Source organism: Bacillus sp. NPDC057893 (assembly GCF_042796455.1).
In the GTDB taxonomy this organism is placed as follows: Bacteria; Bacillota; Bacilli; order Bacillales; family Bacillaceae_G; genus Bacillus_A.
Genome location: NZ_JBHVNG010000002.1, coordinates 893,815 through 908,937 on the forward strand (window position 1 = coordinate 893,815; position 15,123 = coordinate 908,937).

18 protein-coding genes and 2 pseudogenes are annotated in these 15,123 nt (G+C 33.9%); 15 read left to right on the top strand and 5 right to left on the bottom strand.

Annotated elements, in window-relative coordinates; all coding sequences use genetic code 11:
- The first annotated feature begins 170 nt into the window (after positions 1 to 170).
- The 3 genes from ACFVQC_RS13405 (at position 171) to ACFVQC_RS13415 (ending at position 1,772) form a co-directional block, all read left to right on the top strand.
- Positions 171 to 1,070, top strand: a complete 900-nt coding sequence (locus tag ACFVQC_RS13405) for a cation diffusion facilitator family transporter (RefSeq protein ID WP_377892766.1) — start codon at positions 171 to 173, stop codon at positions 1,068 to 1,070.
- A gap of 193 nt (positions 1,071 to 1,263) precedes the next feature.
- Complete coding sequence (gene fbpA, locus ACFVQC_RS13410; RefSeq protein ID WP_002149020.1) at positions 1,264 to 1,428, top strand: Fur-regulated basic protein FbpA; 165 nt, start codon at positions 1,264 to 1,266, stop codon at positions 1,426 to 1,428.
- A gap of 41 nt (positions 1,429 to 1,469) precedes the next feature.
- Positions 1,470 to 1,772, top strand: a complete 303-nt coding sequence (locus tag ACFVQC_RS13415) for a DUF3784 domain-containing protein (RefSeq protein WP_002149019.1) — start codon at positions 1,470 to 1,472, stop codon at positions 1,770 to 1,772.
- Positions 1,773 to 1,810: 38 nt separating this feature from the next.
- Here the strand turns inward: ACFVQC_RS13415 and ACFVQC_RS13420 are convergent.
- A pseudogene (locus ACFVQC_RS13420) lies at positions 1,811 to 1,940 on the bottom strand (cobalamin biosynthesis protein); the annotation flags it as partial.
- A gap of 215 nt (positions 1,941 to 2,155) precedes the next feature.
- On the opposite strand from ACFVQC_RS13420, the gene ACFVQC_RS13425 reads away from it, so the two are divergent.
- From ACFVQC_RS13425 to fumC, 3 genes are all read left to right on the top strand, one after another.
- A complete protein-coding gene (locus ACFVQC_RS13425; protein ID WP_002149018.1) occupies positions 2,156 to 2,815 on the top strand; it encodes a class I SAM-dependent methyltransferase in 660 nt (219 codons plus the stop codon).
- A 396-nt stretch (positions 2,816 to 3,211) separates the two neighbouring features.
- Positions 3,212 to 4,615, top strand: coding sequence for a Na+/H+ antiporter NhaC (gene nhaC, locus ACFVQC_RS13430; protein WP_377898471.1), 1,404 nt, complete (start codon positions 3,212 to 3,214; stop codon positions 4,613 to 4,615).
- 125 nt (positions 4,616 to 4,740) lie between these two features.
- Positions 4,741 to 6,129: a class II fumarate hydratase gene (fumC, locus tag ACFVQC_RS13435; RefSeq protein ID WP_377898472.1), complete on the top strand. Its 1,389-nt coding sequence runs from the start codon at positions 4,741 to 4,743 to the stop codon at positions 6,127 to 6,129.
- A gap of 478 nt (positions 6,130 to 6,607) precedes the next feature.
- Here fumC and ACFVQC_RS13440 read toward each other — a convergent pair whose 3' ends face one another.
- Both ACFVQC_RS13440 and ACFVQC_RS13445 read right to left on the bottom strand, forming a co-directional pair.
- Positions 6,608 to 7,027: a hypothetical protein gene (locus ACFVQC_RS13440; RefSeq protein ID WP_377898473.1), complete on the bottom strand. Its 420-nt coding sequence runs from the start codon at positions 7,025 to 7,027 to the stop codon at positions 6,608 to 6,610.
- 133 nt (positions 7,028 to 7,160) lie between these two features.
- On the bottom strand, positions 7,161 to 7,580 hold the full coding sequence (locus ACFVQC_RS13445; RefSeq protein ID WP_377898474.1) for a PH domain-containing protein: 420 nt from the start codon (positions 7,578 to 7,580) through the stop codon (positions 7,161 to 7,163).
- 132 nt (positions 7,581 to 7,712) lie between these two features.
- On the opposite strand from ACFVQC_RS13445, the gene ACFVQC_RS13450 reads away from it, so the two are divergent.
- Positions 7,713 to 7,904 (top strand): hypothetical protein, encoded by a 192-nt coding sequence (locus ACFVQC_RS13450; protein WP_377898475.1) that lies wholly within the window; start codon positions 7,713 to 7,715, stop codon positions 7,902 to 7,904.
- A gap of 37 nt (positions 7,905 to 7,941) precedes the next feature.
- Here ACFVQC_RS13450 and ACFVQC_RS13455 read toward each other — a convergent pair.
- Positions 7,942 to 8,085: pseudogene (locus ACFVQC_RS13455) on the bottom strand (MBL fold metallo-hydrolase); the annotation flags it as partial.
- 247 nt (positions 8,086 to 8,332) lie between these two features.
- Here ACFVQC_RS13455 and ACFVQC_RS13460 point away from each other — a divergent pair.
- The 3 genes from ACFVQC_RS13460 to ACFVQC_RS13470 all read left to right on the top strand — a co-directional run bounded on the left by ACFVQC_RS13460 (position 8,333) and on the right by ACFVQC_RS13470 (position 10,745).
- A complete protein-coding gene (locus ACFVQC_RS13460; RefSeq protein ID WP_377892775.1) occupies positions 8,333 to 9,097 on the top strand; it encodes a DUF2087 domain-containing protein in 765 nt (254 codons plus the stop codon).
- A gap of 62 nt (positions 9,098 to 9,159) precedes the next feature.
- Entirely contained in the window at positions 9,160 to 9,339 is a 180-nt protein-coding gene (locus ACFVQC_RS13465; protein ID WP_002149011.1) for a hypothetical protein, read from the top strand.
- On the top strand, positions 9,336 to 10,745 hold the full coding sequence (locus tag ACFVQC_RS13470) for an MATE family efflux transporter (protein WP_377898476.1): 1,410 nt from the start codon (positions 9,336 to 9,338) through the stop codon (positions 10,743 to 10,745). Before ACFVQC_RS13465 ends, ACFVQC_RS13470 begins: the two co-directional genes overlap by 4 nt.
- Before the next feature lie 56 nt (positions 10,746 to 10,801).
- Here the strand turns inward: ACFVQC_RS13470 and ACFVQC_RS13475 are convergent, their stop codons facing one another.
- Positions 10,802 to 11,500, bottom strand: coding sequence for a peptidase E (locus tag ACFVQC_RS13475; RefSeq protein WP_377898477.1), 699 nt, complete (start codon positions 11,498 to 11,500; stop codon positions 10,802 to 10,804).
- A gap of 541 nt (positions 11,501 to 12,041) precedes the next feature.
- On the opposite strand from ACFVQC_RS13475, the gene ACFVQC_RS13480 reads away from it, so the two are divergent.
- The 5 genes from ACFVQC_RS13480 (at position 12,042) to ACFVQC_RS13500 (ending at position 15,119) form a co-directional block, all read left to right on the top strand.
- Positions 12,042 to 12,440 carry a DUF3942 family protein gene (locus tag ACFVQC_RS13480; protein WP_377898478.1) on the top strand — a complete coding sequence of 133 codons (399 nt, stop codon included), beginning with the start codon at positions 12,042 to 12,044 and terminating at the stop codon, positions 12,438 to 12,440.
- Between the two features lie 107 nt (positions 12,441 to 12,547).
- Positions 12,548 to 12,964 (top strand): BlaI/MecI/CopY family transcriptional regulator, encoded by a 417-nt coding sequence (locus ACFVQC_RS13485; RefSeq protein WP_002149004.1) that lies wholly within the window; start codon positions 12,548 to 12,550, stop codon positions 12,962 to 12,964.
- A 1-nt stretch (position 12,965) separates the two neighbouring features.
- Positions 12,966 to 13,778 (top strand): M56 family metallopeptidase, encoded by an 813-nt coding sequence (locus tag ACFVQC_RS13490; protein ID WP_002148997.1) that lies wholly within the window; start codon positions 12,966 to 12,968, stop codon positions 13,776 to 13,778.
- Positions 13,779 to 13,832: 54 nt separating this feature from the next.
- The gene (gene ccdA / locus ACFVQC_RS13495; RefSeq protein ID WP_377892781.1) at positions 13,833 to 14,546 is read left to right on the top strand and encodes a cytochrome c-type biogenesis protein CcdA; all 714 of its coding nucleotides are present in this window, start codon (positions 13,833 to 13,835) and stop codon (positions 14,544 to 14,546) included.
- Between the two features lie 18 nt (positions 14,547 to 14,564).
- Positions 14,565 to 15,119 carry a TlpA family protein disulfide reductase gene (locus ACFVQC_RS13500; RefSeq protein WP_377892783.1) on the top strand — a complete coding sequence of 185 codons (555 nt, stop codon included), beginning with the start codon at positions 14,565 to 14,567 and terminating at the stop codon, positions 15,117 to 15,119.
- The last annotated feature ends 4 nt before the right edge of the window (positions 15,120 to 15,123 follow it).

A 15,123-nucleotide genomic window follows, 5' to 3' on the forward strand; every position in this document is an offset into this window, starting at 1 on the left:
ATTCTTTCATTAGTAAACAATATGAAAATAAAAAAGAAGTAGTCTTGTTTTTAGTTGAGAAAAAGGACTTGTTTGAAAAGTAGCGAAGTTTGTATACAGAGGAAGCGGGATAAAGGTGGGGAGTTTGTTTCATACTAACATACAGATATTGCACTTAAAGGAGCATTTGTATGGGACATTCACATGATCACGGACATTCTAAAAATAAAAAGGCGTTATTACTTGCCTTCCTATTAACAACAAGCTTTATGATTGCTGAAGTTATTGGGGGATTTGTAACAAATAGCTTAGCACTATTATCTGACGCAGGACATATGTTAAGTGATGCGGTATCCTTAGCTTTAAGTTTACTTGCGTTCAAGCTTGGAGAGAAAACAGCAACAACCGCGAAAACATACGGATATAAGCGAGTCGAAATGTTAGCGGCATTATGTAACGGTGTTGTACTTATTGTCATTTCTATATACATTTTTATTGAAGCAATTCGTCGTTTTCAAGAACCAGTTGAGATTGCTAGTAATGGAATGCTCATTATTGCTGTACTTGGTCTGCTTATTAATATTTTATCAGCTTGGATATTAATGAGAGGCGGAGATGTGAAAGGTAATTTGAATTTAAGAAGTGCGTTCTTACACGTACTAGGTGATCTATTAGGGTCAGTCGGAGCGATTATTGCAGCGTTACTTATTAAATTTTTCGGATGGACTGCTGCAGATGCGATTGCTAGTATTCTTGTGTCTATTTTAGTCATTATAAGTGGATGGCGTGTAACACGTGATACGGTTCATATATTAATGGAAGGTGCACCGCAGCATATAGATGTTGAAGAAGTAAAAAACACATTATTAAATATTACGATTGTAAAAGAAGTCCATGATTTGCACATATGGTCTGTCACATCGGATTTTCAAGTATTAACATGTCACCTTATTATTAAAGGGAATGAAACGCAAAGTGTATTAAGGGAAGCTACCGATGTATTAAAGAGGGAGTTTCATGTAGAACATGTCACCATTCAAGTAGAAATTGAAGGTGAATTTAATCATAGTGAGACAACTTGCAAAGTATGAAAGAAAAAGGATTAGAAAAAGTGTCATAACATTTTTCGCATGGCATACATATATATAATGTGGCCACAAATACTTTGTAAGGTAAATATTTCATAAGATTACTTTACTTATTAAGAATCATCTTTTATAATCAAAAGTGGTAATTGATAAAGATTATCATTTTCAATGATCGTAGAAAGGAGTTTTTTAAAAGATGAGTAGTCAACTCCGTTTTGCTGTTGAAAATCGTAAGAGGCATTTAATTGATGAGTTAATTGGAGCAGGGGTGTTTAAGATTCGCGACCGACAATTATACGAGCTGTCTTTAGAGGAATTGGAAAAAGAGTACGAAGATATTGAAGATTACGTAAATATTTAGGCATAGCATATAGATTATTAAAGAAGGAGCTGGTTACACTTTTGTGTAACCAGCTTTATTATTCTTTCATAGAAATCATTTTTTTAGGGTATCAAATGCATGTGAAAAAGAGATTGTTTTTGTTGGCAGGATATCAAGAAGAAACGTTTGTTGGAGATAAAAATAAATTAGCGAAGCTTTCAGGAGTATTTTCCTATATAGTCGGAGTTGTTACTATAATATTACCGTTTGGCTTAGAAAAAATAGGTGATGTAGTTGGTATCGTATATGCTATATTAGTTGTTTTAGGTACAATTATGTTTCTTATTAAAGCAAATCTGTTAAATAAGAGTACTACAAAATGAAAAAAGGCTTCATTCTACGGAAGCCTTTTTTCACTTTGTTATGAAGTATAAGTAAAAGCTGGAATAGGATCAACAAAGATATTCCAATCTTGTTTCATTTCTTTTTCTGTTAATGCCAATAAATACGAGCTCAGTTATTTGATCTCCATATCGTTCATCCCAGTTTCTTCATAACTAAATAAATTTGTGTTGTAGTAGGAATCATTTGGACAATCATCCAGTTAAATATAAATATAGTGAAGGAGAGAAAATTGATCTTTAATTGAATTTCAAAAGAATAAATTCTGCATATTTTTATGAAATATAATCATAATCGCGACGCCCAAAAAATAAAAATAAGAGTAATTTGGTTTGTTAAAAATATGTGTATAAGGAGATATGAGATGAACTGGGTTACTCATAAACCATCGTTTGAATTTGATAATTTTAGCCATATTATTCGATCGCAATCTGCTTGGAGTGGGCATTTGGATTTCGCATATGATTTAGTACGATTTGAAAAGCCAGGAACTTTAGTTGAGCTAGGCACACATTTAGGTGCTTCCTTTTTTAGTTTTTGCCAGGGGGTAAAAGACGGAGGGTTGTCAACTAAGTGTTTTGCTGTAGATACTTGGGCTGGAGATGAGCATACAGGTCCATATGGAGAAGGGATTTTTCATATAGTAGAAAAAGTTGTGAATATTAGTTACCCTAATATAGGAAATCTAATTCGATCTACTTTTGATGGGGCTCTGGATCAGTTTCAAGATGAAACGATAAATCTTTTGCATATTGATGGCTATCATACGTATGAAGCTGTTTCTCATGATTATAAAACATGGTTACCTAAAGTTGCGAAAAACGGTATTGTATTATTTCATGATATCGAAGTTAAAAACGGTGATTTCGGTGTGTATAAGTTTTGGGATGAGGTCAAGGTGAAACACCCTCATTTTCAGTTTGGGCATTCATATGGACTCGGAGTTTTATTTCCGAAAGGTTGTAGCGATAAATTTTCGGAAATACTTAAAAATAAAGAAGAGATACAAAATATGTATAAATAAAAGAGGGGCATGCATCGATTAAATGATGTGTGCTCTTTTTTTATGTGGAAATATATTATTACATATGAGGTGAAAGCGGTAGTGAAAAGTTTTGTTGAGGCAAATATTAAAAAGGTTATTATGGGTTAATAATTAGTGGGGGATGGATAAAACCCTCATTGATTAAAGTTTTATTTCATTAGGTGTTTTTATCTAAATAAATAAAAATACAATATTTTTTATATTTTTCATTGCGAAAAGAGTCATCTACTTTTACAATAGAAAGGGTTGTGAATATATTATACTGGAAAAATAAATCGAAATAATATGAAAATTTTGTTTTGTCTTCGCTAATTGTATACTACATACACGTAAGACTACATACATCATGTTATCGACTTGTAAGGAGAGAAAAAAATGAAAAGTGTAAGATTACCATCGATGCTAGAAATTATTATTCTTTTATGCCTATTTCTTGCTGTCGTTTTTTCCTTCCAAACGATTTTTGATCTCCCAATTCAATTAGCGCTATTTATTTCATGGTTTTTAGTTATTGCGCTTGGATTAAGATTAGGATTTCGTTATCAAGAATTGCAAGATGCAATTACGAAAGGGATTTCTAATGGATTAGAAGCAATTCTTATTTTAGTTGCAGTTGGGGCTTTAATTGGAACGTGGATTGCTGGTGGGGTTGTACCTACATTAATTTATTATGGATTAGAATTCATTCACCCTAGCATATTCTTGTTGGCAACTTTAATTATTTGTTCAATCACTTCTATCGCGACAGGAACATCATGGGGAACAGTTGGAACTGCAGGTATTGCTATGATGGCGATAGGTGAAGGGCTTGGATTACCACTTCCGCTTGTTGCGGGTGCAGTCCTTTCAGGAGCTTATTTCGGAGACAAATTATCACCACTTTCTGATAGCACAGTTCTTGCAGCTTCTATGGCGAAAGTAGATGTTATTGCTCACGTTCGAGCTATGCTCGTATTAGACGTTCCAGCTTATATTATCACTAGCATTATGTTTACTGTTGCTGGATGGATGTATGGCGGGGATAATGTAGATTTAAATAGAGTAGAGTTTTTAAAAGAATCTTTATTAAAGCACTTTGATATTAAAATATGGATGCTTGTTCCAGCGGTCATTGTTATTGTGCTATTGGCGATGAAGAAACCGTCTATGCCAACAATTGCTATGGGAGCTTTAATTGGTGCAATTTGGGCAGCTCTTTTCCAAGGAATGAACTTTGGAGAGGCGATTGGAACAGCATATAACGGATTCTCAATTCAATCTGGTGTTGAGTTTGTCGATAAGTTATTAAACCGTGGTGGAATTAACGGTATGCTCGGTTCAGTAGCCGTTATTATTTTCGGCTTAGGTTTTGGTGGACTACTTGAAAAGTTAGGTGTTCTTAAAGTAATCGTATCAAAATTTGAGAAGAAATTAAATTCTGCAGGTAATGTAACATTGTCTACATTAATTGTTGCGTTTTTAGCAAATATATTTGGTTGTGCGATGTACGTATCACTTATTTTAACACCAAAAATTATGGAAGATAGCTATGATAAATTAAAAATAGACCGCCGCGTATTAGCACGTAACTCAGAAGTAGGTGGAACGTTAACTTCTGGTATGGTTCCGTGGTCTGATAATGGTATTTTTATGGCTGGTATTTTAGGTGTATCAACGTTATCATACGTGCCATTTATGTGGCTAAGCTTCGTATCACTCATTTTAGCAGTTATTTATGGATATACAGGCAAGTTCATTTGGTATGTAGATGATGCGGATAAAGGAAAGCAAGCATCATAAAAAATTACCTTCTGCGGTGGCGGAAGGTAATTTTTTTTATACACAAGAGTGAGAATTCTTATCATTTGGGTGAAAGTCTGTTAAAATGAGAAATGTAGGTATTTTATTTTCAAGGGGATGAAAAAATGGAGTACAGAATTGAAAGAGATACATTAGGAGAAATGAAAGTTCCAGCTGATAAATTATGGGCAGCACAAACGCAGCGCAGTAAGGAAAACTTTCCAATTGGAACAGAGCATATGCCACTTGAAATTGTAAAAGCATTTGCGATTTTAAAGAAGAGTGCAGCGATTAGCAATCAAAAATTAGGAAAGCTATCAGAAGAGAAGACGCAAGCAATTGTGGAAGCTGCTGATGAAGTTATTGCAGGGAAATGGAATGAACATTTTCCACTTGTCGTATGGCAAACGGGTAGTGGTACACAATCGAATATGAATGTAAATGAAGTAATTGCAAACCGCGGTAATCAAATTTTGAAAGAAAAGGGATCTGACGTACATATTCATCCGAATGATGATGTGAACATGTCTCAAAGTTCAAACGATACATTCCCAACAGCGCTTCATGTAGCGTGTGTAATCGCGGTAGAAAATCATGTATTACCGGCTATTACGAAATTAAAAGAAACCTTAGCAGAAAAAATAACTGCATTTGAACATATTATTAAAATCGGTCGTACGCATTTACAAGATGCAACACCTTTAACGTTAGGGCAAGAAATTAGCGGTTGGCACCGTATGCTTGAAAAAACAGAGCGTATGATTGCAGATAGCAATACATATATGAAAGAATTAGCAATTGGTGGTACAGCGGTTGGAACAGGAATTAATGCGCACCCTAAATTTGGCGAGATGGTAGCAGAAGAAATTAGTCTGTTTACAGGTAAACAATTTGTTTCTGCACCAAATAAATTCCATGCGTTAACGAGTCATGATGAAGTTGTATTTGCACACGGAGCATTAAAAGCATTAGCTGCTGATTTAATGAAGATTGCTAACGATGTGCGCTGGCTTGCAAGTGGTCCGCGTAGTGGTCTTGGGGAAATTATTATTCCTGCAAATGAACCAGGAAGCTCTATTATGCCAGGTAAAGTGAATCCAACGCAAAGTGAAGCATTAACAATGGTTGTAGCACAAGTTATGGGGAATGACACAACAATCGGATTTGCTGCGAGCCAAGGTAATTTTGAGCTAAACGTATTCAAACCAGTTATTGCTTACAACTTCCTGCAATCTGCTCACTTATTAGCTGATGCAACTGTTTCATTCAATGATAAATGTGCAGTTGGTATCGAAGCGGATGAAGAAGTAATTAATGAGAATGTGAATCGTTCATTAATGCTTGTAACAGCGCTAAATCCGCATATCGGATATGAAAATGCAGCGAAAATTGCGAAGCATGCTCATAAGGATGGATTAACTTTAAAAGAAGCAGCACTGCAATCAGGATTACTAACAGAAGAGCAATTTGATGAAATTGTAGATCCGAAAAAAATGATTGCTCCGAAAGAATAATAGAAGAGGCCAAGGTTCTTAATTTAGAATCTTGGCTTTTTTTGATATTCATTTATAATGCCTTGTGGGAAAGTAAATATACTTAAAGGGTTATGCATATTTTGTAATAATTTAACTGTTAATTCTCCATGACTTAGCTTATACATACGAAGCACTGTTCATTATTTTAGAGTAACAGTTCGCCTTTGTATGTTCATATTGTTTGTTATAGGAATATAGGGGGAGCTTTATGTCATGAAAATAGGCTAACTTAGAATTGAGTTAGCCAGAGTAAGCAATTAATATTTAAACGCAGGTTCTGTTTGTAGATAATATCCATTTCTTACATGACCAGTCCAATTCGCAAAAAATTGTCTCCATGAAACACTACTAAAAAATGAATCTATAGATTGTGTGTCGGAATTCCAGTCTAAAATTAAGAATGGTGCATTTCCTATTTGCCAAATCCCTCTATTTACATCGGTTCCCGTTTCACGAATTAATAGGAGGGGAAGTCCGTATTGGACCCCATAGCTGGCTCGATTTGAGAAAAAGGAGTCCCTTCCCAAAATGGTGTGTCTGGTAAAAATGGACCTACATTTGTTTTCACGCCTTGTACAAAAAAACGCTGAAAATCTACAGCCACGAGGCCATAACTTGATAAAATCATTCTTCTTATGCTTGTTAAAGGTGATTCAGGATATTGATCGTTTCGTGGAATTGTGCGAGGAAAAAGAAGAGCTTGCTCCAGTTCAAAAATGAGCCTGTCTAAAAATTGCTGTTGTAGTTGATTAAGTGTATTTACAGTACTTAAAAATACAGGAACTCGAAAAGCTTGATCCATAGCTACTTGAAGTTTTTGAGAGGTAAATACACCTTGCTCAGTGTTGACAAATAGTTTGCTATTTGTATTCTCCATTGTTGTTCCTCCTTTCATCATTATTAACAATATATGTAATTTAATTGTAGGAGTATGGACATTAGGATAAAAAAATAACTCGTAAATTTATTAACGAACTTTTAATATAACTTTACTCCACTATTGGTATGAATTAGTGGGGTGTTCGATTCATTACTTTCATATTCGGACAGTTCTCTTTTAAGAGTAAAATGAATTTTTCTTCTTCTTGTGGTACGAAAGTTGTCACTGAGTCAAATAAATTATAATCAATTTCTAATTGCTGCCTAGTCCATTTTTCTGAACGGAGTGTTTTGCCAGAGTATTTAATGTGACGAATATCTTCAAATGGAATTTCAGTACGTAGTATGAAACCGTTTTTTATTATGAGAGAAGATTCCGCTATGTTGTAGTGAGAGAAATAGAATGAAGAAAGATTTACGATATTTAACAGCATCATAAGAGTGAAAAAAATAGAATTTTCATTTTGGAAGAATAGCGAAATGAAAAAAATAATTATAAATAATGTAATGAAAATGACATGAAATGGATTTTTTTTCGCTTTAAACTTCAAGTTAGTCACCTCGTTATACGTGTTCATTAACTAAATTAAATCATAACATCGTAATAAAACGTAGGAATATGCAGAATTGCATATTTTTTCGGTTTATTATTCGTGTAAAATTTTTTGATAGGATAAATTTAAATGAAGTTTTTAGTAGTGGAGTGGCATAAAGTGACTAACAAGAATAGAAGTGTAGTGCTAGTCATAATTAGTTGTATGATGATTATGAGTGGCTGCTCAAATAGATTCGTTGAGGATGGAAAGCGAAAACATGTACTTGTACAAGCGAGTAAAGTTTTAGTGAAAGTTGTTTATAAAATATATAAAAGGTAAAAAGGTGTTTCTATATGTGGAAACACCTTTTTTGTAGTTAAAATTGAATGCTGAAGTTTTGGAATGAGTGAGTGCCGGTTCCATGTTGAACGAGGTTGTTATCACTTAAATATTGAATAGCGTATTTTACTTCTTTCAATATAGTAGGAGAAAGACCAAGTGTATGATGTGAACCGTAAACCAAGGGTCTTGAAGAATAATCATGCTCTATTTCACATCCTATAGTAATTAATTTATATAAACACATTCGCTTTTCGTTGTTTTAAGTCCTTTTTAAGATTTGTTAATAGATGTTTTAATTAAAGTTTATAAAATAGGTAAACGAAACATTGAAATGTTTACTTTTTATATGTTAAGATGATGTAGTGATAATAAACGTTATTGTAATTTGTTTGTTTTTAAGTAAACCTTTTAAAGGAGTGTTTAGTATGAGTGATATTTCAGAGAAGTTTTGGGATGCGTCGGTAGAGGAATTAAAGAAAGGGTATGTATTTGACGAGGCAGCAGAGGAGTATATTTGTTTAGCTTGTGGAGAAACGTTTATTAAAGGGGTTATTTATCAAGAAAATCAAGTTTTGTATGAAGCAGAGAAGTTTGTACAGTTGCATATTCAAAATGAGCACACGTCTATGTTTGATTATTTATTAAATCTTGATAAGAAGTTTACAGGTTTAACTGATTTGCAAAAGAAAATGGTTCAGTTTTTCCATATGGGACTTAACGATAAAGAGATTGTAAAAGAAATGGATGGCGGGAGTACGTCGACGATTCGCAATCATCGATTTACATTACGAGAGAAAATGAAGCAAGCGAAAGTATTTTTAGCGTTAATGGAATTGTCAGAAGAAAAATCAAAAGTTCAAACTAAATTTGTACCGATTCATAGAACAGCTACGATGGTGGATGATCGATACAATATTACAGAGGAAGAAAATGCTGAAGTTTTAACAGCGCATTTTACAGAAGGTTTGGATGGACCGCTTTCTAAATTTCCGAAAAAGCAAAAGCGTAAATTAATTATATTGCGTCATTTAGTGAAGAAATTTGATAGCAATGAAAAGTATACGGAAAAAGAAGTAAATACAGTTTTAGAAAATGTATATCCGGATTTTGTAACTTTAAGAAGATATTTAATCGAGTATGGTTTTTTAGATAGAACAGCTGATGGAAGCCAATATTGGGTGAAGTTATAAGTGTGAAGCAAAGAAAATGAATAGAAGCACAGAATAAAAACAACTATACAAAGAGATATGGATTGAAATATGTAGCGCATTATAAATACAAAAAAATGTATGATGAACTTGAAGCATCAGAGGTCTCAAAAAGAAAGGGACTGGGCATTTCAATATCGAAAGTAGAATTGGAAAAGTTGGAACAGTACGGAGCGCACGGATATAACCGTGCAGAAATTAATAAAAGGGGAAATGAAATTTGAAACCACCTACAGATAACAATAAAGAAGGTGTAGAGTCACAGCAGTCAGAAACGGAACATAAGCCGATATGGAAATCGATGTCCATGTTTTTAGTACCGTTACTTTTAAGTAATGTATTACAGTCAGTTGGACAGTTATTTGGAATGGTAGTAGTAGGAAGATGGCTTGGCGTAAATGATCTAGCAGCTATATCGGCATTCTTCCCGTTATTTTTCCTGCTCGTTTCATTTGTAATTGGAATTGGTTCTGGTAGTTCAATTTTAATTGGTCAGGCATTTGGTGCTAAAAATGAAGAGCGCTTAAAAGCTATCGTTGGTACGACGCTTACGTTTACTTTTATTATCGGAGTCGTGTTGGCGATAATAGGCAGTATTTTTGCGATGGATATTATGCGCCTTATGGGAACACCCGAAAATATTATTGAAATAAGTGTGCATTACGCAAGAATTTTATTTATATCTATGCCAGTATTATTTTTATATTTTGCATACACAACATTTATGAGAGGTACAGGAGATTCTAAAACGCCATTTTACTTTTTAATCGTAAGTACAGCGCTAAATATGATCTTATTACCAATTCTTATTTTTGGCTGGTTAGGAGCTCCGAAATTAGATGTTTATGGAGCAGCGTATGCTTCTGTTATATCCACAGTTATTACGTTTATTGTCATGCTAGTGTATTTAAAGAAGAAAAATCATCCACTGCAATTAGACGCTACAGTAAGAAAATATCTTCGTATGGACTGGGAGTTATTAAAGTTATTGTTACGACTTGGTATTCCAGCGAGTATTAATATGATATTAGTTTCATTATCAGAAATTGCGGTAATTGCATTTGTGAATCGCTATGGATCAGATGCAACAGCGGCGTATGGTGTTGTGAACCAAGTTGCAAGTTATGTACAAATGCCGGCAGTTAGTCTCGGCATTACCGTATCAATTTTTGCGGCGCAATCAATTGGTGCGAACCAATTTGATCGATTGCAGAAAGTTGTTAAGGCCGGAATCATCATGAATTATATTATTGGTGGTGTATTAATATCTCTTATTTACTTGTTCTCAAGAGATATTTTAGCACTATTTTTAACAAGTCAAAATACAATTGACATTGCTCATAGTCTAATCATGATTACATTATGGAGCTACTTAATTTTCGGTCATGCACAAATTATTAGTGCGACAATGCGAGCAAGTGGTACAGTACTATGGCCAACTGTAATCAGTGTTGTATCAATTTGGCTTGTTGAAGTACCTGTGGCGTATTATCTTTCTTACCATACGAGCCTTGGAATAGAAGGGATATGGATTGGGTATCCAGCTGCATTCATCGTCAGCTTAATATTACAGTATGCATATTATAAGCTTTCATGGCAGAAGAAACGAATTACACGATTAGTGAGTTAAAAGATGAAAATGTCCCTAAGTCATTATACTTAGGGACATTTTTCGTTAATGAATGCTTATAAATAACTTTTTAAAGTTATGTCAAAATGTTGTCTAATGAGTTTTCCATTATTTATATAAAACTCCCAAGCTGTATCTGGCTCACCGATAATTTCAAATGAACCTTCTGTAATATATAAAGCGCAATTATCTTCTAATGCAATGCCTTCTATATTACCTTGGTGAGTTTGTAAAAACGTATGGAAAGCATTCATTCTATTTAATTGATTGTAATGAGGGCAAAATCTTTTGTTAACAATACTCCAGCCACTACTTTCTATATAACCAGAACCTTCATAATCTGAACGTAGGCTAGATGTGAACCAGCACATAGCGCCGGCACTATATCCTGCAATAAGTGTTCCACGTTTTAAAGCAAATAGTAACTTTTCATCTAGTTTATGTTCTTTCCATTGTTCAAGCATGTGAACGTAATTTCCACCGCCAAGATAAATTAAATCGGCAGAATGAATCATCTCATCTATTTCATATTTAGTAGGTGTTTCGGTTATAATGCGTAAAATTTGAACCTCACAATGTAATTGCTTTTCAAACGTTTCTAAAAATAACTTTATATATCCTTCATCATCACGACTAGCTGTTGGAATGAATAATACTTTTGGGTATTGTTTATTTGTTAATTCTATAAGTCGTTCATTAATATGCAAGTGATTTGGATCTTGTAAATCACCGCCACCAATGACAGCTAATTTCATAGTAAAGCACCACCTAATAATATTTGTTATGTAAAAATTCGATAGCGGGGAGTTACATTCCTTCTGTGATTTAATGAATAAGGGGAAATAAAGTGAACAATATATTGGAATAGCATAAGGAGTCGATAGCTGTGGATAGAAAGGAATTAGAAGCAGTTTATCCCGCATTAACGGGCAGTAAGACTCCCACCTCAAAATTCGACTGGAGCAAAGCGGTTAGGTGGGAGTCGGACTTCCCGTAAACGCCCGATTGGTTCAACTAATAATCAGTAGGGGATGAACAAAACCCCACTGATTAAAGTTTCACTGTATTGATATATAATACTGGATAATATTGTTTTAAAGTATGGAAACAATATGTTTAAATGAATATAACGGCGTACTAATTAATATTGAAAGAGTGTTTATATTTAAAAAGTGCGGGGAATACCAGAGGTTTTACAAAAGTGGTTTTTACTTTTTATAGGAAGTTATTTTATAATATGGTAAAATTATATTAATATATTTATTAGCGTAAACTGAAAAGAGGGAGCGTGAAAGAGTGGATTTTCGATTTGAGTTCGCAGCGAAGGTAAAAGAATATTTAGATGATGAAAAAGATGAAAAAATAATAAAAGATGGGCACAGAGAGATAATTTATAAATATTTATATCCGTTAGAGAGTGAAATTGGAATTTTTAAAAATCCTAACTTTACTTTTTTTGCATCAGGAAGACGTTCACATATAGTATTAGAAAATATTGAATTTAAAACAGAAGTAAACGTAGAAAGTAATATAATTGAAATTACAAAAATAGTGGATAATGTGTTGATTCCATTAGATACTATCGTAGCTAAAGATCGGGAATTATTTGCACTCGGGCGTAATGAGAAGTTTAGTGTGCAAATATTAGAGTATTACCTCTTCGCTACATTTGGAGAGAAGTTAGGTTTACAATGAATGGAACGGAGTACAGATTTATAATTAGTGGATATTAGTTTATATTATTCGAGTTTGACCTTTCATTTAATTCATACTACAATCTGTAGTGTGGAAGGAGCCGTACTATGTTTACTCAAAACTATAAGTTAAATGAGCAAGGGTTAAATCACTTCTTTGGACCGCTTGAAGCGAAAATTATGGAGATTGTTTGGTCTACTGAGGGTATTGCGATTAAAGAAGTGCAGCAGAAATTAAGTGAAGAATCGCCTGTGAATTTTAATACTGTTATGACAGTTATGAACAGGTTAGTAGAGAAATTACACTTAGAAAAACAGACTGTGAAAAGAAGTGGCATATATCGTGCTGTACAAACAAAAGAAGAATTCTTATCCAATCAAACGAAGAAAATGACACAGGAATTAATGGGGGAGTTTGGAGATTTAGTTGTAAATCATATGCTAGATGAGTTAGAGCAGGCTGATCCGACTTTAATAAAAAAATTAGAAGACAAATTGAGTCAATTAAAAAAAGAGGATCGATAAAATGAAATGGCAAATGCGTAAAATCGTATTGTTAGCAGTAATTGTAAGTACTCTCTTTTTCAGCATGTTAGTGTATTACGTTTCATATCCATTTCTTTTTCAAAATAAGGCGTTCTTTCTTTCAAAACTTTGCTTGTTTGAATTAGAAAAACATATGAAAGAACTATCGCTGATTCGTATTATAATAGCTGGATTATTATTACTTACTGTATTGATAGTGTGCAAAAGACTTTGGCGGCAATTTTTCTATAGTAAAAAATTGCAAAAAGTAATTTTCCCTTTCATTAGAAAAGGAAAACAAATATATATACTGCCGACTATGGAAGTTGCAGCATTTACAATTGGATTATTTCGTCCGAAAGTTGTTATGTCAGAAGGAATACTTCAGACGTTTTCAGAGGAAGAAATTGATGCGATTGTATTCCATGAAGAATATCATCAAAACAATCTGGATCCGCTAAAATTATTTTGTTTTACGTTGTTAGCAGAGGGAATGATGTATATTCCGATATTAAAAGGGTTGCTACAACGATATCATACGTATCAAGAGTTAGCAGCAGATAAATATGCGATGCAAAAAATGAAATCTTCATTTGAGCTAGGTAGTGCATTATTAAAATTAATTAAAATAAAGACGATGGAAAATCAATGTATTACAGCTTCGTTTGCGAAAACTGCAATTAATTTACGGATTGAGCAAGTGTTGAATGAGAAAGTTATTAAGCTGAATATACCATTACATACGAATTCAGTATATGTAACGTTAGGGCTATTTTGTATGTCGATTGTACTTATTGTTGGAGAGTGCATATAGCCTCTTTTTTTAATAGTTAACACTACGATTTGTAGTGTGGTTAGGAGGAATAAAATGAATGCAGCCGATTTAACAATTTGGCTTGTAGTAGGGGCGGGGGTACTGTCATTTATATCACCATGTTCTTTACCGCTATATCCATCTTATTTATCATATATTACAGGTGTTTCCATTCAAGATTTAAAAGAAAATCGTGGAATTATGCAAAAGTCAGCGATTATACATACAGTATTTTTTATGATCGGTTTCTCGGTTATATTTTATGCGTTAGGTTTATCGGTGAGTTGGATTGGGATTACTTTTTCATCTAATCAAAGATTGATTCAGCAAATTGGTGGGATTTTTATTGTTTTGATGGGGTTATTTATGACCGGATTGTTTCAGCCTAAGTGGCTTATGGCAGAGAAAAAAGTGCAGTATAGAAGTAAATCGACAGGATATATTCGCTCAGTTTTGGTCGGCATGACATATGCAGCAGGATGGACACCGTGTGTTGGTCCGATATTTTCTGCAGTGCTTATGCTCGGGGCGACCAATCCTGAAAGTGCGCTTCTTTATATTACGGCATATACTCTTGGCTTTGCAGTTCCGTTTTTCGTGATGGCATTTTTTATTGGAAAGGTAAAATGGATTGTTACTTATGCCAATGTCATGATGAAAATCGGCGGTGGAATGATGATTTTAACAGGGGTTTTATTATATACGAATCAAATGACGAAAATTACAGCGTTCTTTATTCGTCTATTCGGCGGATTTACGGGATTTTAGAAATGAGGAGGAAGAAAAGTGAAGAAACTAATTGCTATTATACTGACCGGGGCACTAATTTGGGCAGGGGTTAATTTTTATAATACAAAGAAAGAAGAAAAAGAAAGAAAAGCGAAACAAGCGGAGCTAAAAGAGAAAGAAGTATTACCACAAGTGGGATTTAAAGCACCAAACATAACATTAAAAGGATTGGACGGGAAGCTGTATTCGTTAAATGATGCAAAGGGAAAACCATATGTTATTAATTTTTGGGCATCGTGGTGTGGCCCATGTGAAATGGAGGCTCCTGACCTAGTTCGTTTGTATGATAAATATAAGGAGGATGTTGAAATCTTTGCGGTAAATGCAACAATCGGTGATCCAGTACAAGAAGCGAGCGCATTCGCAGATCGTCACGGATTTAAATTTCCTGTTCTATTAGATATGGACGGAGTAGCTGGATTAGATTATAAAGTATTCTCTTTACCAACGACATTTTTTGTTAATAAAGATGGAATTATTGTAGATCATGCACGAGGTGTATTACCTCCAGATCAATTAGAAGAGAAGTTTAAGAAAATAATTGAGAATTAAGAGG